The following is a 20,525-nucleotide window of genomic DNA, read 5'->3' as shown; positions in this document are numbered from 1 at the left end:
ATATAACCCCTTCGTAACAGAGAAGTTAGAAGTTTCCAGGACTTTCCAGTCGTTTTACTTCTTGGACTTTTTCTGGATTATGTACAGCAGCAACACCATCTTCTGCTTTTACATCAACAAAGGCATCTGGGTTATAAATGGTGATGGTTTCATTGCCTGTCGCATCTTCCCCGACAATATACTGAAAACCTTTACGGTTCATCTTATGGCACAAACGCTGATACCAACCTTTAAAGCCCTCTGTCTCTTCATTCGGATTGTAATAAAAAGCATTCATCACAGCAGGGAGCCCTAATCCACAGACCAAACCCGATAGAAGTACGCTAATAAAAGTGTATCCAATCAGGATACTGCTGTATTCACTCAATTGCGGAATATTGGCAACAGCAAGAATTAAAGCCAGTGAAATTCCACCACGCACCCCACCCCAAGACAGAATCGCTAAACTTCCGTTATAACTTTTGTGTCGGAAACTTGGGAAAAAAGCAAAGGCAAGATAATTCGCTGCAAAACGTGATGCATGCAGAATAATAAAGGCAATAATGCCACCCAAAATCAGACTCACGCTTAAATCTAGAATAAAGAGTTCTAAACCAATTAAGGTAAATAAGAAGGAGTTAATAATTCCCTCAACGGTATGCCAAAAGTGATTGACCTCCCGAATTTCACGTTCTTGTAGGATTTCTTTCCAACGATTCCCAACCACTAATCCACCAAACACACAGGCAATTGGTGCAGAAGCATGTGCAAAAAGTGCGACCAAGTAAGATCCACATGCCAGTAAAGCGGTCGTTAAAATAAGAGATTCCATTTCATGTTTGCCACGAAGCAATCTCAGAATAGCCAGACCAAAACCCCAACCAATAATAATTGCGACAACAATTTCATAGAGTAAAGTTTGTAGTGTACCGATTAAACTAAAATGCTCGCCTTGTAACACATTCAGCAAGGTCATGAATAAGGCAATACACATAGCATCATTAAATAAGGATTCACCTTCTAACTTGACCATTAAATGGTGCGGTGCACGGACTGAACTTAGGACCCCTTTAATTCCAATCGGATCGGTTGCACCTAAGGCTGCACCCAAAAGCAACAATACCAATAGGTCGACATGCTGCCCAACTAAGAATTGATAGCCATAAAGTACCACTCCAAAAAACACGGCACAGAGTACCAATGCGATACTGGCTAAAATACTGATCGGCTTCCAATAACTGCGCAAATCAGACACTTTGAACTTCAAAGCAGAAGAGGTCAGAATAAAACAAATCACCCCGTTGATCAGAAAATCATAGAAATCGATGTGGCGTACGGCATTTTCAATATTATGAATATTGATGGTAATAAACTGATTACCATTTAACAGGCTTGCCCCCCACTGCAAAATAAAGACAAAAATTGCGGAGACAATCGGAACACCTATGGCTTGTGGAAAACCTAAAATTCGCTTGTTAAAAATCGTGGTCGCAATTGATAATGCAAAAATAACCGTGAAAATTTGAAGAAATAAAAAATTACCCATGCGAGTTCCGATGCTAACCAAGAGATAAAATCAAGCGAATGAACTCAATGATTTGCGAACTAAATATTGACTTAAACACTATTCTTTACATTTCAGTGTACCGTCTTTTAAAGCTAGCCTCCTAGTTTCGTTAAATTTTTTTAACATAAAACTTGTACAGGATTAAACAAAGCGTTTAGATTGAATCCCTATTCAAATGACTCCCACTATTTTGCCCTTTAAACTTTTAGGAGATTGGCTAATTTATGCACCAGACCATTAAAACCGTATTTCGCCTATGTTTCGCAACCAGTATTTTTTTAATTACGTTGGCATTGGTCTGGACATGTATCGTCAAAACATTAGAAATTAAAAATGCGACTCAAGCTTTGGCTCAAGCGCAACAGTTTGAACTAAAGTCAACTAGAGCTAAACCTCTGGTATTGGTTACCAATAATCAGAAACCCGATGAATCTGTTTTTATTCTCGTCGCCAACCAAGGCTTTATCGCCAAAATGAGCTGCGAGCACTATGCACAAGACTTGTGTATCGATGCAGAGAATCAAACCCATCGACGTCAAATTGACACTTTGGGTTTAAAAAAAATTGGGCAGCAACATTATATTCAACATATTCAATTTCATGACAGCCAAACTCAGAAAGTCAGCCGTTTTAATTATACTGATGCGCAAATCCAAACGTTCTTCCAACAAGACATTCAGCAGTTAAAATATGTGGTCTTCGGGATTGCTATCTTTGCGCTAATTGCTTTGTATGTCAGCTTCCGTATTCTGCGCAACTTTAAGCAATTTCTTCGTAAATAGCCCATAGCTGCGTATTCAAAAACAGCCATCTTTTTTCAATCATGATGATGGCTGTCTTACTTCGCTTCAGCCCTATGATTGAGCCATTACTTTTTCTGGAGATAAACTAAAGATTGCTAACATTGCGATGGCAATGAAACACAGCATCAAGGTTGCCATATTCATTAAGTCTGTCCAAACTAAGAAATTCAGAATCACCCCGCCTAGCAAGCCGCAAGCAAATTGCATACTGCCCATCACCGCACTCGCTGTTCCTGCACGTGCACCTTGTTCAGACATCGCCAATGCCATCGCATTTGGGCCTGTAAAACCAATCCCTGAAACCGCCAAGAACATGCCTGCATACACCAGTTCAATTGGAGCTTGTTGCAACAGACCTGCAAGTACTAACACTAAAGCACCTGTAAGCTGAATAAATCCGCCAATTTTCAGACGGGTAAAGACAGAAAGATGTTTACCCATTTTTTTATTTAGGGTCGATAACAACATAATCCCAAAGGCATTCGAACCAAAAGCAATTGCAAAGTGCTGTTGATTTAAACCATAGCCATTCATCAGCACCGATGCAGATGAGCTGATATAGCAAAACAGCACACCACCCGAGAAACAGCCTGCCAGCATTGGAATACGGAAACTACGATCTTGAAAAATAGCTGCATACAATTGGAAAACTTGAGGTAAATTCAAACGTAGGCGATGTTCAGGCTGTAAGGTTTCCTGAAAAAAGAAATGAATACACAACCAGCATGCAGCGCCAATCATCATTAGAAAAACAAAAATGGCGTGCCAATTAAAATAACTAAGCACCAATGCTCCCAAAGTTGGTGCCAAAATTGGTGCCACCCCCATCACAATCATCATACTGGCAAAAGCCTGTGCAGAGGCATTCATATCTAAACGATCTCGAATAGCGGCTCGTGCAATTACCACCCCTACACATCCTCCTAATGCTTGTAATACTCTGGCAGCTATGAGTGCCCATTCATTACTCGCAAGCACGCAGAGCAAACTGGCAACGACATATAAGCTTAAGCCAAAGTACAGCGGTTTCTTACGCCCAATCCGATCACTCAATGGTCCATAAATAAGCTGCCCAATTGCGAGTCCCAAAAAATAAGCAGGCAAAGTATTTGCCACCATTTGGGTACTAACCCCAAAGTCTTTGGCCATTTGCGGCAAAGCAGGTAAATACATATCAATGGAGAGTGGACCTAAGGCAGTTAATAACGCCAACAACATAATCCAAGAAGTCGAATAGGTTTTTTTTACGGGAGATTGAGCAGCATTCATATTTAATTTTTAACTACGAAGAAACAAGACAAGCTTACACTCTCCATAGTATTATTTCTTGATCAAAAAAGTGAAATTAAATCCTGACTCAAGCCTACTTTTTGCATAAAGGTTTGATGTACATCTCTTGAAGGAAACCACTTGAACACTTGGCTTACTCGTCTGAAGCAAACCACTTATAACACCTCTTTTATGTATAACGTGCGCATGATTATTGCGTTCGCAGGGACTGCATTTGTTCCTTATTTTTTAGACTATCAACTGGCCACCATCCCACTTACACTGGGTGTTGTTGCCGCAGGTCTCAGTGATATTGATGACCGCTTCTCGGTGCGTCTTTTAAATTTGGTTTATACCTATATCGGTTTTTTTGTTACAGCAACCTCTATTTATTTTCTTTTCCCGCACCCGATTCTGTTTGCCATCGGGCTGATCATCTCTTGTATTGGCTTTATTTTATTGGGTTCTTTGGGTCGACGCTATGCCACCATTTCTTATGGTTGTTTGGTCATTTCTGTGTATTCCATGTTGGGCGTACATTTATTTGACCAATGGTATATGCAACCTTCACTACTGGTCGCAGGTGCCGCATGGTATGGTGTCATTTCCACCATCAGCTTCTTGTTGTTCCCTGTGCGTCAAGTACAAGACAAGTTGTCCGAATGCTATTCCTCACTGGGCAATTTCCTCTTTGCCAAATCCAATCTATTTGATGTAGACATGACCCCACAAAGCTATCAGCAAAGCATGATTGATTTGTCACTGGAAAATGGCAAATTGGTGGGCATTTTCAACGAAATGAAAACTGCCCTGCTCACTCGCTTAAAAGGTGACCGCGGTCAACGCGATACTCGACGCAGTTTACAATATTATTTTGTCGCACAAGATATCCATGAACGCGCTGATTCTGCCCACATTGACTATCAAATTTTAACCAAAGTTTTTGAACACAGCGATATCCTATTTCGCTTCCAACGAATTTTGACTATTCAGGGTAAAGCCTGTAAAGATTTGAGCGAAAGCATCTTATTACGGAAAAACTATAAACATAACAAGCGCTTTAAACATTCTTTTCAAAATCTAAAAGTGTCTTTAGAAAAATTACGCGACGATAACCATTACGATCCGATTTGGGTGAATGCCCTGTTCTCTTTATACCAAAACCTGAAGTCGATCGATGCACAACTGCGTAACTTGGAAACTGAACAAAATATCGTTTTTGATAAAAGTAAACAGATTGAAAACCAGCTTAAAGATGATGATCTTAAAGGTTGGGATGATATTGTCATCCGAATCAAACAACATCTTACACCTGAATCTGTGTTGTTCCGTCACGCTATCCGACTCTCAATTGTTTTACTGGTCGGCTATATTTTTGTACAAGTCACGCAGATTCAATACGGATACTGGATTATTCTAACCGCATTATTTGTCTGCCAACCCAACTTTAATGCCACCAAACGCCGACTCCGTCTACGAGTCGTCGGCACACTCATCGGAATCATCATTGGTGAAGCGGTGTTGTATTTTATTCCTTCGGTTGAAGGTCAGTTACTGCTGCTAGTTTTGAGTGGCGTGCTGTTTTTTGAATTACGCAGTAAACAGTATGCACAAGCGACAGCTTTTATCACCATTTTGGCTTTAATTAATTTTAATTTAGATGGTCTTGGTTTTTCAGCCGCTGTACCTCGAATGATTGATACTTTGATCGGTTGTGCCTTGGCATGGTTAGGCGTGAGCTTTATTTTTCCAGATTGGAAATTCCGTCGGCTACCGCATAGTATCCAACGTAGCTTACAGGCGCAATGTGCCTACTTAAATGAAGTGATTCAGCAATACAAACAAGGTCGTAATAATGGTTTGAATTATCGTGTGGTGCGACGTGCCGCACATAACACCGATGCCGATGTCGCCTCCCTGATTTCAACCCTTGCCACCGAACCCGACTTTGACCCTACACAAAAAAGTCAGGCATTTGAGTTTCTTTGTTTGAATCACACCTTTTTGAGTTATATTGCGGCCCTCGGTGCACATCGTGCCCAAATCACAGATCCTGAAATTCTAAATTTACTCAGTCAGGCACAGGAAGATATTCAAGGTGCATTACTGAAAGATGAAATGCCTGATTTAACTGCACAAAATATGTTGCAAACCATTCGGCAACGCCTCACACAAGATAAAAAAGAAGATCAATTGTCTTTGATTATTTTGCAGCAATTATCGTTAATGTTCAGTATTTTGCAGCAATTGAGTCACCTCAAGCAAAACTTGAGCAATGAACGTGATGATCAGGCGACCGAGTTTGCATCTTTATAATGAATATCGAATTTTACAAATCATAGATTGGCTGGCGGGGCATCCAAAATTTTGCTGTTAAAAAAGCAGCAATTTCCCCGCAATACAATGCATTTATAACGTATCAACCCTGACTATTTAATGCTAAACTTTCTCTAGTTTTAAATTTGCTCTTTTCACTATGACCGCAAAAAATTTATACGCTTATACGCTACAACCTGTGAACTACGAAATCTCTGAAGCTGAGCAACGCCATGCTCAGATGGTGATTTGGCGTAGTACCAATAAAATTAGCACCAAAGCATGGATGATTATGGGTGCCATCGTAGCTCTTGCGATTGTGGGCATCATCTTATTAAAAAACTACTCAACTATTTTTTGCTGGGTGGCAATTGTCGGGGTGGCTTTATACCTTGCAATCCGCACTTATGGCTTAGAATGGTATGTTAAACGCAAAATGAATGAGTTTCCTGTTCAGGAAATTAAAGGTGTAAAACTGGGTGTACAACCTCACGGTATCGTGATGCGCCAGCAAATGGGTATGCAAGAAGGCGTTGGTGCAATTGGCTGGAAAGACATTTATGAATGGTACAACACGCCAGAATTTATGTTGTTGAACTTTAAAGTCAAAGGTCAACAAGGTGCCTATATTTTACCTAAGCGCATGGACTCACGTAATTTCTCTTTTGAAACCATACGCAAGCATTTAAATGAATCTGTAGGTGAAGCGAAGAAAATCTAAGCGACCCGATTCCTGAAAAGCCTTCTGAAATATGAAGGCTTTTTTACAAAACCAATTAAAAACGATAATGAGAATAAATATTATCTTCAAAATCCACATTGTCTGCTAAATCTTAAGTTATAATTTCGCCAATTTTTTGACACTTCCAACACTTGACCATCATGTTGAAAAAAATATTTTTCCAAATTCATTGGTTTATGGGGATTACCGCTGGATTAATACTGTCCATTATGGGCGTGACTGGCGCTATTTATTCTTATGATCAGCAAATCCTTCAATGGATCAATACGGATAGTTATGTTGTACAGGCGGAAAATCGAGATAAGCTTACACCAGCTGAACTCTATTTACATTTTCAGCAAGCCGATCCAAAGATCCAGATTAATAGCATCACAATTGCGAAAGACCCGACAGCATCAAGCACGGTCAATATTGTCAAAGAAGGGGCACGACGCGGCTATAACATGATGGTCAACCCCTACTCTGCTGAAGTTCTGCCAGAAATAAAGGGACAAGGTTTTTTTCAGTTTGTGCAGCAATTGCATCGTAATTTGACTGTTGGTCCTGTAGGGAAACAAATTACAGCTGCGTGTACACTCATGCTGATTTTCTTTGTCCTGAGTGGATTATATTTACGCTGGCCCAAAAAACACTCGGTCAAACAATGGCTTTTTGTTAAGCCAAAACTCAAAGGTCGCAACTTCCTATGGGACTTACATGCTGTAGTGGGTACATGGGTGGTGGTATTTTATTTACTGATGGCATGTACAGGACTTTACTGGTCTTATGATTGGTGGCGTAGCGGCATGTTTAAAGTGATGGATGTTGAACAACCAAAACCAGAAATGCAAGGCGGTAAACCTGAAGGCCAAGGTCCACGTGGAGCATCAGGTGAACAACGTGGTGAACATGCCTCACAGGGCCGTTCTCATAATGCCAATATACAAGCTCGAGACCATGCTGAATTCAGTCCAGCACAAATGCAAATGGTACTTTCACAAACATGGACAGGCGTGCAAGCTAAACTGGGACATGACTATTCAACACTAACCTTAAATCTTCCCAAAAAAGCAGATGGCAAAGTTGAACTTGGTTTTCTCGACCCAGTTCCACAACATGACCGAGCACGAAATAAAGCCGTCTATAACTATCAAACCGCGACTATAAAAAATGTTGAATTATATGCAGACAAAAAGCTCAATGAAAAAATCATGAGCAGTATGCTGCCCGTACACCGTGGTAGCTTCTTTGGGCCTGTATATCACTTCTTTGCCATGCTTGCTGCATTTGCAATGCCATTGTTCTTTGTCACTGGGTGGATGCTATATCTTAAACGTCGTAAGCAGAAAAAATTAACCTTAGCAGCTCGTGCAAGCCATCACAGCATCACTGTAGATCCAAATGCAAAACCTTGGCTGATTGCTTATGCTTCCCAAACAGGTGTGGCTGAGCAGTTGGCTTGGCGTACAGCCACGAGTTTACAAGAGGCTCGCCAACCTGTTACGGTTAAAACGGTACAACAACTAACCCCAGAAGATCTGCAATCTGCTCAACAAATCTTGTTTGTTGCAAGCACCTACGGTACCGGCGATGCACCTGATCTTGCTTCAGGTTTTGCCAAGAAAATACTGAATAGTCAAATAGATTTAAGCCATGCATACTTTGCCGTATTGGCCTTAGGCTCCAAAGAATATCTAGACAGTTATTGTAGCTTCGGACATGCCATTGCGGCTTGGCTTAAACAAAATCAAGCACACGCACTGTTCGACACCATAGAAGTCGATAATGCCAACCCTGAAGATATACAGCGTTGGAATAACGCACTTGCAAAAAGCAGCAAGCTTGATCTACAAGCTATGCACATTGATAAAACGTTTGATCGCTGGACATTAACACAACGTGATTTATTGAACCCAAATAGTCTTGGTGCACCTGCATTTAATATCGAACTTCAAGCCCAGCATGAAGCACATTGGCAAGCGGGTGATATTGCCGAAATTCAACCCGGCAACAGTGCAAAACGTATTGCTGAATTTATGGCAAAACATCAAATTGCCCCCCAAACTCAGGTGGAATCCTTAGCTGTTTCAATTGAGCAGGCATTATGGGATAAACAACTAAATACCGATGTTGAACCTTTTGCCAACATGGAACATTTGCTTGAGCAACTACACACTTTAGCTTCACGCGAATATTCGATTGCCAGTATTCCCTCGCAGCAAACACTACGTTTAGTGGTACGTCAGCAAAGTGATCATACGGGTGAACTTGGCTTAGGTTCGGGTTGGCTAACAGCACATACTGAAATTGGTCAAGAGATTGCACTTCGTATTCGTAATAATGAGTCATTCCACCTCATTGATGACAATCGTCCAATCATTTGTATTGGTAATGGCACAGGCATTGCAGGACTGATGAGTCTATTACATGCGCGTGTCCGTGCTGATTACACCCAAAACTGGCTGATCTTCGGTGAACGGCAACGAGAACATGACTTTTTCTATCAAACTACGATTGAAGCGTGGCAAAGCACAGGCATGTTAGAACGCCTGAATTTGGCTTTCTCACGTGATCAAGCGGAAAAGGTTTATGTACACCATGTTTTGCGTAATCAAGCAGCAGAGCTAATCTCATGGTTCAATCGTGGTGCAGTCATTTATGTCTGTGGTAGCATTCAGGGAATGGCCCAAGATGTCGAGCATGCCCTCATCGACATTCTGGGTGAAAATACGGTAGAACAACTTCGTCATGAAGGGCGCTATCGTCGTGATGTATACTAAAAAGCAGTAGCATAAAATAAAAAACCGAGCTTAAATAGGCTCGGTTTTTTATTCATCATTTTATTTATCCATTCCACAATACGTTTCATGTCATAAGCATTTATCTTCACCACATCAAACCAATCTAGAATTATGCAATCAATACGATTAAAAAGACTATTCGCAGCAATTATTGGAACTGCACTCTTCCTAGATGGGGCTTATTTAATTAGTCTCAATAAAATTCATTTAGGTACTGTACTGCCGTTGTTAATTGGATTAGGACTGCTGGTCTTTGCACTTTTATACCCTAAAATTCAACTCTTTGTTCACCAAACTCGATATAGACATATCATCTGGCGTATAGGTTGCTGGGGATTTTTACTTTGGAGTACAAGCGTACTTTGCTTTTTCATCTATTTGCATCTAGCAAGCCAAAACAATTCTCAAACTACGCCTGTGAAAGCTATTATTGTTTTGGGGAGTGGTATCGAGCATGGTCAACCTTCCGCCACCTTAGCACAGCGCTTAAATCGAGCTGCCGTACTGGCAAAACAACAACCCAAAATCCCCCTCATTATGACGGGCGGTTTAGATTTTCGAGAAAAATTCACTGAAGCAGAAGTAATGTCAAAGTATGTTCAGCAAAACTTCTCGATATCCCCTACTCGTATTTGGTTAGAAGACAAAAGCACCAGTACCGATTTAAATCTAAAGAATAGCAAACCCATTCTTGCTCAGCTCAATATTCAATTGAATGAACCTATTGCTATCGTTACCAGTGATTTCCATACCTTAAGAGCTGCTGCAATTGCCCATAAACAAGGCTATCGTCATATCATTACTGTAGCCGCGCCCACACCTTTCATTAACCGTTATAATTCATGGCTTAGAGAATATTTTGCTTATGGTAGTGGTTGGCTCTTAAATGAGTTTTAAGGATTAATTCAGACGAATATGACGAGGAAGAGGAAGCTTCATGTCCTGAAACAACTCAGGTTTTTGCATATAGACTTGGTATAAATAGTTTTTTAAATCTAACAACAATTTCTCTGGCGCAACCAAGATATTTTGCCCCTCAGGCGTTAAGTCCAAAGAAATGGTGGTCTGTTCCTTTCTTAAATATGGAATCAGTTTTTCTACCAAATCTTTGAGGCTGATCTCTTTCAATTGATAATCTGCCCAATTGTCTCTAATCAACAATTTAGCTAAATTTTTATTTTGCCAAATTGCAAATGCACGTTGCCCTGTTGGGGTCGCGCATAACGCCCAACCATCCTGATATAAAGCACTCACAGATCCTTGAGCAACCATGTTTTCAATAAATTGCTGATAGATATTCTTCGCACTTGGGCTAGAATTATGACTTTTAGATGCAGCTTTACGCTGATAAGGATTTCTCATATCAATGATATATATTGAATTATTATTGAATAATAAATTCTATATAAAAGACTGAGTCTAGACAACATGAAGGAGATATATGGTGGGCGCTGACGGGATCGAACCGCCGACATTCTGCTTGTAAGGCAGACGCTCTACCAACTGAGCTAAGCGCCCTGAAGAATAAAAATAGAGACCTATTTTTACAAAACCGAGATAAAGGTACTTTATCTGGATTAAACATCTTATTCAGGGAAATAAGATATTAAAATGGCGCAGCGGACGGGGCTCGAACCCGCGACCCTCGGCGTGACAGGCCGATATTCTAACCAACTGAACTACCGCTGCAACACGGAATTCTTAAAACCAAAATCCATAATCTGTCAAAATTATGGTGGGCGCTGACGGGATCGAACCGCCGACATTCTGCTTGTAAGGCAGACGCTCTACCAACTGAGCTAAGCGCCCTAAGGCATTAAAAATAGCATCACTATTTTTAGGATGCAAGATAAACACTAGGGATTATCTTTTAAAACACAGCTTGTCAGACTGTAAAACTTCTTTGAAATGGCGCAGCGGACGGGGCTCGAACCCGCGACCCCCGGCGTGACAGGCCGGTATTCTAACCAACTGAACTACCGCTGCATCGCAAAGAATATGGTGGGCGCTGACGGGATCGAACCGCCGACATTCTGCTTGTAAGGCAGACGCTCTACCAACTGAGCTAAGCGCCCTCAAAAGCTATTTTGTATAAATGGCGCAGCGGACGGGGCTCGAACCCGCGACCCTCGGCGTGACAGGCCGATATTCTAACCAACTGAACTACCGCTGCACTTACACAATATCGCATTTGTGGTACAAACAATTATTAAACTCATCAAGTGGCGCAGCGGACGGGGCTCGAACCCGCGACCCCCGGCGTGACAGGCCGGTATTCTAACCAACTGAACTACCGCTGCACTGAGAGTTTAACGTAAAGGCTTGGTGGGCGCTGACGGGATCGAACCGCCGACATTCTGCTTGTAAGGCAGACGCTCTACCAACTGAGCTAAGCGCCCTTAACGTCTTCATCGTTTGTGTGGTGCATTATAGAGAATCCTGACCGAGTGTCAAACGCTTTTCTCACTGTTTTCATAATTTTATGTTTGAGTGATTAAAAAATAAGTGTTTTGCTATAAAAACAAGCAAATTCTGCAAGTTATTTCAAAAATATGCGTAATTTTCACACATAGCCCTATCTTTATTTTTGATGCCATAAATGAAAATGACGACGCTTTAACTTAAATTTAAAGTTTGTTCCGAAATATAGACCAATGCATTTTCAGGAATCAGTTCAAATAATTCGATGACATCTTGATTGCGCATACGAATACAACCATGCGACATTGGAATACCCATGGGTTCGCTATCTGGTGTACCGTGAATATAAATATAACGATTGAAGGTATCGCATCCCTCACCTTGATTAAACTGTGGCTCTAAACCCGCAAGCCATAAAATACGTGACAAGATCCAGTCACGTTCTGGAAACGCTGTGGCAAGCTCCAGATCATAAACCTCCCCTGTTTCTTTACGTGCAATAAAGACCGCATTGATTGGTGCAAACTCACCAAACTTTAACGCTACTTGGTGCCATCCTCTTGGTGTCTTGCCACTATTTTCTTGTTCACCAATCCCATTTTTACCCGATGAAATCACATAAAACTTATTATGCTTAGGCAGTTGCAAAATTTGCTCTGCTAAATCGATTAAAATATCTGCTTGTTGTAATGAATATTGCATTGAACTGTCCTAAAAAACGTACAACTTGTTATGGGTATTATCTATCGTGCTTCACTCGAAACTGGTTCTGGGCGCAACCATAACCAGATTGCAACAATCAACATGGTCAAATCTGTAAAGACTTTGACCGCAAAAGGCGCTGTTGTAAATAGCATCAATACGCCACTGAGCAGCATCATGCTGGAAGCAATCCATTTGGCTTTGCGTGGTACAGTGCCATTTTCACGCCAAGCTCGAAGTGTTGCGCCATGCTTTGGATGATTTAACAACCAATCATCTACTTGTGGCCAACCTTTTGAGGCTGCCCACGCGGCTAAAATTAAAAATACTGTTGTTGGCATACCAGGTAGTACAGCACCAATAAAGCCAAGGATGACAAAAAGCACCACTAAACTTCGCCAAAACACTATCTTCATCTTCAAGCCCTAATCTAGAATTGCGCTAGTATAAAATGTTTTTACACTTTATCCTTTTTAAATTCTGTACATTGTTCTGCCGTTTCGGTTTTCACTATGTTTCCAACCTTACAACAAGACCATCTTTTTGAACCATGGCTCAATTTTAAAAATCCGCTGGTGAGGCAATTGGCTTTTAGCCTTGCCAGCCCCAATATTCTAAGTGCTTATCCCGAGCAATTTGACGTTCAACAGGCATTTCAATTTCATACAGAGTCGGTTTGGACTCAGTACTTTCACCTCTACCAAACTCGTTTAGATTATTTAGATCAACATCCAACTGAATTAGAAAACTTTTTAAATCAATTAAAAAGCACTCGACTAGGATTACGCTTTGAAATGTTTATTTGGTTTTGGTTATGTGATCATAATTATCACCCTTATGAACTTTTAGGGCACAGCATCCAACAAATTGCAGGCCCTAAAACTTTAGGCGAATTGGATTTTTTACTTAAAAATACGCAGACCAATCAAATTGAACATTGGGAAGTGGCTTTAAAATACTATTTAGCAGAATGTGATTTTTCTTTTCCGCATTGGTATGGGCTTAATCGGACAGATACATTAAAACGTAAATTAAACCATTTTACCCAAAAGCAGTTTCAATTTGATCAAGCACTGAATTACCCAATACAACAACGCTTTGTCATCTTAAAGGGGCAACTGTATTTGCCTTTGCATGCAACCACAGAGCAAATCCCACATTGGCTGAACTCACATAGAAGAATAGGCTTGTGGGGCTATGATTTTATTCCTCAAACAGCATTCCCCTATCGCTTACAACGCCACGAATGGCTCTGCCCTCATGCTGCTGCAACCAGTGTAACACCTCTGCTCTGGACTGATGGTTTGTATTGTTATTTAGATAAAGATGAGGAACAAAATTTTTATATGTATCGCAACCGCCCTCTGCTACAGCATTATGCTCAGCATTAAAATGACGCCATATACATTCTTTAACTTTTTTATAATGAAATCATGGTACTGTTTATGCTGAATGTTTTTTAATCTATATGTGCTCAAGATAATAATTCATGTTTTGGAGAACACTATGAAAAAAGCAATCGCGATCTCATTACTACTCACTTTTTTTCTAGCAGGCTGTAATACGGTCGCAGGTGTAGGTAAAGACGTTTCCAAAGTTGGGGATGTGGTTACAGACAGCGCGGAAAAATCAGCAGACAAATTATAATCCCCCAAAAGAACATCAAGACCTTATCAAAACGATAAGGTTTTTTTATATCAAAACTCCCTTTCTTGATTCGATTCGCCTATCATAGCAGCATATTTTTCATTTGCTTTTCTGTATGAACCACTCCGAAACACTCGAACTTAGTCTGCAATTACTCCGCCAACCCTCTGTTACGCCTGTCGATCATGACTGTCAAAACATTATGGCTGAGCGTTTAGCAAAAATTGGTTTTAACATTGAACCTATGCGTTTTGATGATGTTGATAATCTTTGGGCGCGCAAAGGGACTGAAGCTCCAGTGTTCTGTTTTGCAGGGCATACAGATGTAGTACCAACAGGCAATTTAAATGCTTGGCACTCAGAACCGTTTATTCCAGAAATCCGTGATGGCAAACTCTATGGTCGTGGTAGTGCAGACATGAAAACTGCATTGGCGGCAATGGTGGTGGCATCAGAACGATTTGTAGCTAAGCACCCAAATCACAAAGGCTCAATCGCATTTTTAATCACCTCTGATGAAGAAGGTCCTGCGATTAATGGAACTGTCAAAGTTATTGAAACGCTAGAAGCTCGCCAAGAAAAAATGACTTGGTGCCTTGTAGGTGAGCCATCAAGTACGCATCATTTAGGTGATATTGTAAAAAATGGTCGTCGTGGTTCATTAAATGCAGTACTGACTGTAAAAGGAAAGCAAGGTCACGTGGCTTACCCTCACCTTGCGATTAATCCAATTCACATGGCTTCTAAAGCTGTTGCAGAACTATGCGATACCGTTTGGGATCAAGGGAATGAGTACTTCCCTGCAACTTCTTTCCAAGTTTCTAATATCCAAGCGGGTACAGGTGCAACCAATGTGGTACCTGGGACAATGACGGTAACATTTAACTTCCGCTATTCGACAGAAGTCACAGCAGAAGAATTAAAAGCACGTGTGTTAGAAATTTTAGATCGTCATGGTTTAACTTACGAAATCCAATGGACACATTCTGGCTTACCATTCCTCACCCCAGTAGGCGAGTTGGTAAATGCTGCGAAAAATGCAATTCGTAATGTTACTGGTCGTGAAACTGAATTATCGACCAGTGGCGGAACATCAGATGGTCGTTTTATTGCACCTACAGGCGCTCAAGTACTTGAACTAGGTGTACTTAATGCCAGCATACATCAAATTGATGAGCACGTTAATGTAGCAGATTTAGAACCTTTGGCTGAAATTTATGAGCAAATTTTAGAAGGCTTATTAGCTTAAGACTTTTGAATAAACAGCGAATAAAAAACCCATGTTGAACATGGGTTTTTTATTGTTAAAGCTTTTATGAGTTAATACCTAAACTGGCTTGAATCTGGACTACATTCGGGACTTGGAACGTTTGTTCGCCCATTCTCACATACTGAAACACCATAGGATCAGTAACTGTCATTTCTTCGTCAACCACCTCAGAAATACGAACACGTACAGATTTCGGCATTTCATTACACATCAAGGCAAAACGCTGATCTACTTCATCACCTTCAATCACCAATGCAACACCTGTCTCTTTTGCAGGATCATTCACCGCATAAACAGGTAATTTTACATCGTGCCACTCTACTGAAGAAACATGTGTCTGGCTATCCAATGCGGAAAGTACAATGTTTTGAGGTAATAACATCGCAACTTTGCCATAACACTGAATGATATAAGCATCAATAAATCCAGTAGAAACTGTAATAAGATGATGTAACTCTTGCTGACTAATTTGGTCTAAAACCGATTTATTCGCGATTTTTCCACTCATCAAATTACCCCTGTTTCACAGTCAAAAGACTTTCTATGTTATTCAACAATTCAGCCTCTTGGAATGGTTTACCCATATAATGAGTTACACCCAAACTAAATGCTCGTTCACGATGCTTTTCACCCGTACGTGATGTAATCATGATAATTGGGAGTTGCTTATGAACTTCGTGGTGACGAATTAAGTTAGTTACTTCAAATCCGTCCATACGTGGCATTTCAATATCTAACAGCATTAAATCAGGTTTGACATTTTCTAACTGCTCCATGGCATCCACACCATCTTTCGCAGTGACGACATCATAACCTTGGCGCTCTAATAGACGTGAAGTAACTTTACGTACTGTAACCGAGTCATCGACAATCATGATTAAACGACGTGTATTGCTATAACGATAAGAATCACGTTGATCATGGCCATGTTTCACACGTTGTGTGGTTTGCACTTGACGGGCAATATTTTGTCCATCCAGAATCAAACACACTTGTCCATCACCTAGAATCGTTGCACCTGCTATCGCACCAATTGCAGCAAATTGCTGGCCAATTGGTTTCACGACAATTTGCGCACGTGAGCCGATCAACTGATCAACCAATAAGGCAATCGTTTGACCACTATTACCCTTAATCAACAATACAGGTAACGAATGAGCAATATTGCTTAAACGCGGTAAAGGCTGATTGGAAACAAATTCAGAAAGATAACGTAACTTATAGCTTTGGTTATCAATTTTGAAATAATCTTCTTTACTATTAAAGTAAGTTTCCAAAGTCGTTGGTGCAATTCGAATGATGCGCTCAATTTGTGCCAAAGGAATTGCAAATTGCTGATCCCCAGATTTCACCATTAAGGCATCACTTACTGCTACAGTCGTTGGAACGCGGATACTAAAACTTGTTCCTTTTCCAAGGGTTGAATCTACAGTGACATGACCACCCAACGCCTTAATCGAGCTTTGTACGACATCCAGACCAACGCCTCGCCCAGAAATTTGGGTAATTTGCTGTGCAGTACTAAAACCTGGATGGAAAATCAACTGTAAAATTTCTTCTTTTTCAAGTAATTGATCTGCTTTCATCAAACCTAAAGAAATGGCTTTTTCCTTGATTCGATTTACGTCAATCCCTTTACCATCGTCATGGAATTCGACTACAACATCCGTACCTTGACGGCTGATATTGAGTTCAATTTTCCCAATTTCAGGTTTGTTTGCCGACTGACGCTGCTCAGGATCTTCAATACCATGGTCGATGGCATTTCGTAACATATGCTCAAGCGGCGTAACTAAACGCTCAAGAATAGTACGATCCAACTCACCTTCAGTATTATTTACAATTAACTCAGCAGGCCGGTTTAGAGTTGAAGCAGTCTGACGCACAATACGTTGCAAACGAGGCAATAAGCGTGAGAATGGAACCAAGCGAGTTCGCATTAAGCCTTCTTGAATTTCGGCCTGAATACGGGATTGCTGTAATAACAAACCCTCTGTATCACGAATTTTCTCAGCCAATGTACTCTTGAAGTCGACCAAGTCGGATGCAGATTCCGCCAAGGATTTAGACAACTGATTTAATGATGAATATTGGTCCATTTCCAATGGGTCAAAGTCGGCATATCGCCCGCCTTCACTGCCATGTTTGGCAATAATTTGTGACTCTAATTCACCTTCCATTCGACGCAACTGGTCGGCAAGACGCTTAATTGCCAATTCCATTTCATTCAATGTATTGCCTAATTGACCAAGATCCATTTCAATACGTGAACGGTTAATCGAATTTTCACCAGATAAATCAATCATTTTCTCAATCAAATCTGCTGAAATTCGAATCATTTCATTCGATTGATCATTGGCCCCAAAACTTTCCCACTCACCCATCATAGCTGGTGGCTCTGTTCCATCCCCTTGAATAAACTCAAAGCTTGGTGCAGTTATTGGTGCATAATCAGGGCTGTTTCGCGTTGGTAATTGAACAGTAACATCTGCATATTCAATCGCTTCCAAACCTGCTTTTAAACTGTCAAAATTACTATAATCATGATCAAAAATAGCATGTCTTAACCATGTAATCGTGGTTTTGAGTAGTGGATCATAAATATTTGAATTGAAGTGATGAACAGCGAACTGTTCGAAGGCGCTTTCTAAACGATATGCAATCGCCCCTACAGGCTCAATTTCAACCATACGTGCACCACCTTTGAGGCTGTGCGCTGCGCGTTGCAATTGAAGCAATAAACTACGGTCACTACGTTGCTCAAACCAATTCTGCAACAGTTTTTCCATTGTATCGAAAATTTCTGCCGCTTCTTCAAAGAATGTTTCTTCAACAATTGAGCGTACACTCTCATCAAATGCTAAAGATTCAACGTCTTGAACTGATGGCTCAACAGTGTTCGGTTGTGGTACGGGTTCAACCCAATCTGGAGTTTCAGATTCTTCTTCAAATGAACTAACTTCTGCATGTACAGGCTGTACAACTGGAGGCTCATTGGTCGCAGCTTCATATACAACCACATGTTCAACAGCAGGTAGTTTTTGTTCTGTAACCACTTCCGTATCAGTAGATACCACAGCACCAGCAACCAATGCATGAATATTATTTAAAATATCAATTGCTTCAGGAGCTGGATAATCAACTTTTTCTTCTCGAATCGTTTGAATACGGTCAGCAATGTTGTCCTGAACCAAACGAACAATCTGGATCAGCGCAGGCGATGCCTGAATTTGCTGATTGATAATACGTTCATAAATAGTTTCTAATTCATGTGCAATTAAACCAATATGCGTCGCTTGAATCATATTTGCGCCACCCTTCAGGGTATGCAAATATCGCATTAAATTATTCAATGCTGCGGTATTAGACTGATCACTGCTCCATGTATGTACATCTTGGTCAATCCCCATGAGTAGCTCATCTGCTTCCTCAAGGAAGATATCCAAAAGATCATCGTCAAATTGACGATTAGCTTCATCTGTATCAACTAATTTCGCATCACTATGTAGGCGTTTTGACAAAGCCGCAAAGTCAACAGCTGCAGTCTGAGGGCTGGACTCACTCATTAACTCTGTTTCAAGTTCAGAAGTATTCTCTACAGATGGATTTTCTTCAACTGAATCAAAAATTTCCAGGTCTTGCTGCACAAATGCAGTTAAATTCTGAAGCACTTGTTCTACTGGTGTAGATAAACTTATGCGCTGACCCGCAGCCAGCGTATCAAACAGATAAATAAATTCTTGATGCGCCTGAGCGAATAGCTCATATGCATAGTCAATGTTGAGTAATGTTGGTTTAGCTAAAAGAGCTTGGTAACACTTATCTAAAACCTGAATAAAATCATGAATCCCTTGTGAAGCACGGTTATTGGTATGCTCCGCGAGTAAATTCGCTTTTTGACTTAATTGCTCTACATAAATAGGAAATTCATTTTTAATGCGTTTTTCAAACTCTAGCTCTGCATCAAATAACAGATCAATATCTAATTCTATTAATTTCGATACCAAACCTTGTGGATTTGCACTAGATTCAAATTCTTCTTGATTAAAACCGTAATTTTCCCATGCCTGATTAAATGTTTGATCAATTTGATTTAAATTTTCAACTTTACCCTGACGTAAAATATGTAAATAGTCACGCACAAATTCAGCATATTGAATAAGTAATGCTGTCTCATTTGAAGTTGAAACGATTTCTTCTTGTAAAAGCGTCTTAAATAAATTTTCAACTTTTGAACTGGCATCAAAAATTTGCTGGATATGCGCCATAGACGAACTACCACGCAAAGTATGCAAGGCACGAATCAGTCCATTATAATCAAGCACTTCGTCAGTATCTTGTTTCAAGAAGCGGTCAATCGTTGCAAGATGTTCTTCAGCTTCTTCAATGAAAATGGATGTCGTCACTTCTTGTAGATCGCTTGATTCAGCAACCACTGCTTCTTCCACCAATGCAATTTCTGCTTGAGAAGAATTTAATTCCAGTCCAGTCAAATCATCTGGAGATCTGAGTTGATCTGCTAAAGATAACAATTCTTCAAGTGCAGGTTCAATTGATTGACCTTGTTGTAGCTGCTGCCCCAATAGCACCAGAGGTCTTAAATCAATTTCTATGGGTTTGACCGCTTTGAACTGAGGATAAAGCTTAAATTGAAAAACGCGATAAACCGTTTCAGCGAATTTCTGAATCTTAAGTTCTAAAGGTACAGAACCGAAAATAACACGATTTAAAGTATCTTCGACAGCCCAAGCCACCTCACCAGCAGACTTTGCCCCCACCATTCGCCCCGAGCCTTTCAAAGTGTGAAAATGGCGTCGAATGGTTGTTAAAGTATCCTGATCCGAAGGATTTGCTAACCACTGCTCAAAAATGGTATCTAATTCTTCAAAAATTTCTTCAATTTCTTCTACAAAGATCTCTAGAATTTCAGCATCTTGGTCAAGATAACTATCTTCTGGAAGCGTTGTCGTATCGACTAAATTTTTTAATATTTCTTTCATAGCTTTGGCTTCTTACGTTTCTCGCCACC

The 20,525-nt window shown here is 40.5% G+C and carries 15 protein-coding genes and 8 tRNA genes; 8 read left to right on the top strand and 15 right to left on the bottom strand.

Annotated features, from left to right (window positions below):
- Positions 1-25 precede the first annotated feature (25 nt).
- The gene (locus F4W09_RS00330; protein WP_151503676.1) at positions 26-1,525 is read right to left on the bottom strand and encodes a cation:proton antiporter; all 1,500 of its coding nucleotides are present in this window, start codon (positions 1,523-1,525) and stop codon (positions 26-28) included.
- 245 nt (positions 1,526-1,770) lie between these two features.
- On the opposite strand from F4W09_RS00330, the gene F4W09_RS00325 reads away from it, so the two are divergent.
- Positions 1,771-2,328, top strand: a complete 558-nt coding sequence (locus F4W09_RS00325; RefSeq protein WP_151503675.1) for a hypothetical protein — start codon at positions 1,771-1,773, stop codon at positions 2,326-2,328.
- A 72-nt stretch (positions 2,329-2,400) separates the two neighbouring features.
- Here F4W09_RS00325 and F4W09_RS00320 read toward each other — a convergent pair whose 3' ends face one another.
- A complete protein-coding gene (locus tag F4W09_RS00320; RefSeq protein ID WP_151503674.1) occupies positions 2,401-3,618 on the bottom strand; it encodes a multidrug effflux MFS transporter in 1,218 nt (405 codons plus the stop codon).
- A gap of 141 nt (positions 3,619-3,759) precedes the next feature.
- Here F4W09_RS00320 and yccS point away from each other — a divergent pair, with 141 nt between their 5' ends.
- From yccS to F4W09_RS00300, 4 genes are all read left to right on the top strand, one after another.
- Complete coding sequence (gene yccS / locus F4W09_RS00315) at positions 3,760-5,934, top strand: YccS family putative transporter (protein ID WP_151503673.1); 2,175 nt, start codon at positions 3,760-3,762, stop codon at positions 5,932-5,934.
- A 160-nt stretch (positions 5,935-6,094) separates the two neighbouring features.
- On the top strand, positions 6,095-6,655 hold the full coding sequence (locus F4W09_RS00310) for a 6TM ABC transporter family protein (RefSeq protein WP_016167056.1): 561 nt from the start codon (positions 6,095-6,097) through the stop codon (positions 6,653-6,655).
- Between the two features lie 161 nt (positions 6,656-6,816).
- Positions 6,817-9,435 carry a PepSY domain-containing protein gene (locus tag F4W09_RS00305; protein ID WP_151503672.1) on the top strand — a complete coding sequence of 873 codons (2,619 nt, stop codon included), beginning with the start codon at positions 6,817-6,819 and terminating at the stop codon, positions 9,433-9,435.
- Between the two features lie 132 nt (positions 9,436-9,567).
- Positions 9,568-10,353: a YdcF family protein gene (locus tag F4W09_RS00300; protein ID WP_151503671.1), complete on the top strand. Its 786-nt coding sequence runs from the start codon at positions 9,568-9,570 to the stop codon at positions 10,351-10,353.
- 3 nt (positions 10,354-10,356) lie between these two features.
- Here the strand turns inward: F4W09_RS00300 and F4W09_RS00295 are convergent, their stop codons facing one another.
- The 11 genes from F4W09_RS00295 to F4W09_RS00245 all read right to left on the bottom strand — a co-directional run bounded on the left by F4W09_RS00295 (position 10,357) and on the right by F4W09_RS00245 (position 12,995).
- The gene (locus F4W09_RS00295) at positions 10,357-10,818 is read right to left on the bottom strand and encodes a DUF2750 domain-containing protein (protein ID WP_016167059.1); all 462 of its coding nucleotides are present in this window, start codon (positions 10,816-10,818) and stop codon (positions 10,357-10,359) included.
- Positions 10,819-10,898: 80 nt separating this feature from the next.
- A tRNA-Val gene (locus F4W09_RS00290) sits at positions 10,899-10,974 on the bottom strand.
- Positions 10,975-11,068: 94 nt separating this feature from the next.
- A tRNA-Asp gene (locus tag F4W09_RS00285) sits at positions 11,069-11,145 on the bottom strand.
- Between the two features lie 44 nt (positions 11,146-11,189).
- Positions 11,190-11,265: transfer RNA gene (locus tag F4W09_RS00280), tRNA-Val, on the bottom strand.
- A 100-nt stretch (positions 11,266-11,365) separates the two neighbouring features.
- Positions 11,366-11,442: transfer RNA gene (locus F4W09_RS00275), tRNA-Asp, on the bottom strand.
- Positions 11,443-11,455: 13 nt separating this feature from the next.
- Positions 11,456-11,531 (bottom strand) — tRNA-Val (locus F4W09_RS00270).
- Between the two features lie 21 nt (positions 11,532-11,552).
- Positions 11,553-11,629: transfer RNA gene (locus F4W09_RS00265), tRNA-Asp, on the bottom strand.
- Positions 11,630-11,679: 50 nt separating this feature from the next.
- Positions 11,680-11,756 (bottom strand) — tRNA-Asp (locus F4W09_RS00260).
- 23 nt (positions 11,757-11,779) lie between these two features.
- Positions 11,780-11,855: transfer RNA gene (locus tag F4W09_RS00255), tRNA-Val, on the bottom strand.
- A 217-nt stretch (positions 11,856-12,072) separates the two neighbouring features.
- On the bottom strand, positions 12,073-12,579 hold the full coding sequence (gene elsL / locus F4W09_RS00250; protein WP_151503670.1) for a cell wall-recycling L,D-carboxypeptidase ElsL: 507 nt from the start codon (positions 12,577-12,579) through the stop codon (positions 12,073-12,075).
- A 41-nt stretch (positions 12,580-12,620) separates the two neighbouring features.
- Entirely contained in the window at positions 12,621-12,995 is a 375-nt protein-coding gene (locus F4W09_RS00245; RefSeq protein WP_016167061.1) for a YbaN family protein, read from the bottom strand.
- 96 nt (positions 12,996-13,091) lie between these two features.
- On the opposite strand from F4W09_RS00245, the gene F4W09_RS00240 reads away from it, so the two are divergent.
- From F4W09_RS00240 to dapE, 3 genes are all read left to right on the top strand, one after another.
- Positions 13,092-13,970 (top strand): DUF1853 family protein, encoded by an 879-nt coding sequence (locus F4W09_RS00240; protein ID WP_151503669.1) that lies wholly within the window; start codon positions 13,092-13,094, stop codon positions 13,968-13,970.
- 115 nt (positions 13,971-14,085) lie between these two features.
- Positions 14,086-14,226 (top strand): entericidin A/B family lipoprotein, encoded by a 141-nt coding sequence (locus F4W09_RS00235; RefSeq protein ID WP_016167063.1) that lies wholly within the window; start codon positions 14,086-14,088, stop codon positions 14,224-14,226.
- Between the two features lie 115 nt (positions 14,227-14,341).
- The gene (dapE, locus tag F4W09_RS00230; protein WP_044738274.1) at positions 14,342-15,475 is read left to right on the top strand and encodes a succinyl-diaminopimelate desuccinylase; all 1,134 of its coding nucleotides are present in this window, start codon (positions 14,342-14,344) and stop codon (positions 15,473-15,475) included.
- Between the two features lie 64 nt (positions 15,476-15,539).
- Here dapE and F4W09_RS00225 read toward each other — a convergent pair whose 3' ends face one another.
- Positions 15,540-16,004 carry a hypothetical protein gene (locus F4W09_RS00225; protein ID WP_016167065.1) on the bottom strand — a complete coding sequence of 155 codons (465 nt, stop codon included), beginning with the start codon at positions 16,002-16,004 and terminating at the stop codon, positions 15,540-15,542.
- A 4-nt stretch (positions 16,005-16,008) separates the two neighbouring features.
- Positions 16,009-20,496 (bottom strand): hybrid sensor histidine kinase/response regulator, encoded by a 4,488-nt coding sequence (locus F4W09_RS00220; RefSeq protein WP_151503668.1) that lies wholly within the window; start codon positions 20,494-20,496, stop codon positions 16,009-16,011.
- Positions 20,497-20,525: the final 29 nt, after the last annotated feature.

Origin of the sequence: Acinetobacter tandoii (assembly GCF_008867985.1) — a bacterium.
Lineage (GTDB): Bacteria > Pseudomonadota > Gammaproteobacteria > Pseudomonadales > Moraxellaceae > Acinetobacter > Acinetobacter tandoii.
The sequence above is the reverse complement of the archived record's forward strand: the minus strand, read 5'-3'. Positions and strand labels throughout refer to the sequence as shown.

Excerpts from the sequence above, each read along its gene's own strand:
- elsL (WP_151503670.1), bottom strand. The coding sequence starts at position 12,579 with ATGCAATATTCATTACAACAAGCAGATATTTTAATCGATTTAGCAGAG.
- F4W09_RS00240 (WP_151503669.1), top strand. The coding sequence starts at position 13,092 with ATGTTTCCAACCTTACAACAAGACCATCTTTTTGAACCATGGCTCAAT.
- dapE (WP_044738274.1), top strand. The coding sequence starts at position 14,342 with ATGAACCACTCCGAAACACTCGAACTTAGTCTGCAATTACTCCGCCAA.
- F4W09_RS00295 (WP_016167059.1), bottom strand. The coding sequence starts at position 10,818 with ATGAGAAATCCTTATCAGCGTAAAGCTGCATCTAAAAGTCATAATTCT.
- F4W09_RS00330 (WP_151503676.1), bottom strand. The coding sequence starts at position 1,525 with ATGGGTAATTTTTTATTTCTTCAAATTTTCACGGTTATTTTTGCATTA.
- F4W09_RS00220 (WP_151503668.1), bottom strand. The coding sequence starts at position 20,496 with ATGAAAGAAATATTAAAAAATTTAGTCGATACGACAACGCTTCCAGAA.
- F4W09_RS00305 (WP_151503672.1), top strand. The coding sequence starts at position 6,817 with ATGTTGAAAAAAATATTTTTCCAAATTCATTGGTTTATGGGGATTACC.
- F4W09_RS00310 (WP_016167056.1), top strand. The coding sequence starts at position 6,095 with ATGACCGCAAAAAATTTATACGCTTATACGCTACAACCTGTGAACTAC.
- F4W09_RS00235 (WP_016167063.1), top strand. The coding sequence starts at position 14,086 with ATGAAAAAAGCAATCGCGATCTCATTACTACTCACTTTTTTTCTAGCA.
- F4W09_RS00245 (WP_016167061.1), bottom strand. The coding sequence starts at position 12,995 with ATGAAGATAGTGTTTTGGCGAAGTTTAGTGGTGCTTTTTGTCATCCTT.
- F4W09_RS00225 (WP_016167065.1), bottom strand. The coding sequence starts at position 16,004 with ATGAGTGGAAAAATCGCGAATAAATCGGTTTTAGACCAAATTAGTCAG.
- F4W09_RS00320 (WP_151503674.1), bottom strand. The coding sequence starts at position 3,618 with ATGAATGCTGCTCAATCTCCCGTAAAAAAAACCTATTCGACTTCTTGG.
- F4W09_RS00325 (WP_151503675.1), top strand. The coding sequence starts at position 1,771 with ATGCACCAGACCATTAAAACCGTATTTCGCCTATGTTTCGCAACCAGT.
- F4W09_RS00300 (WP_151503671.1), top strand. The coding sequence starts at position 9,568 with ATGCAATCAATACGATTAAAAAGACTATTCGCAGCAATTATTGGAACT.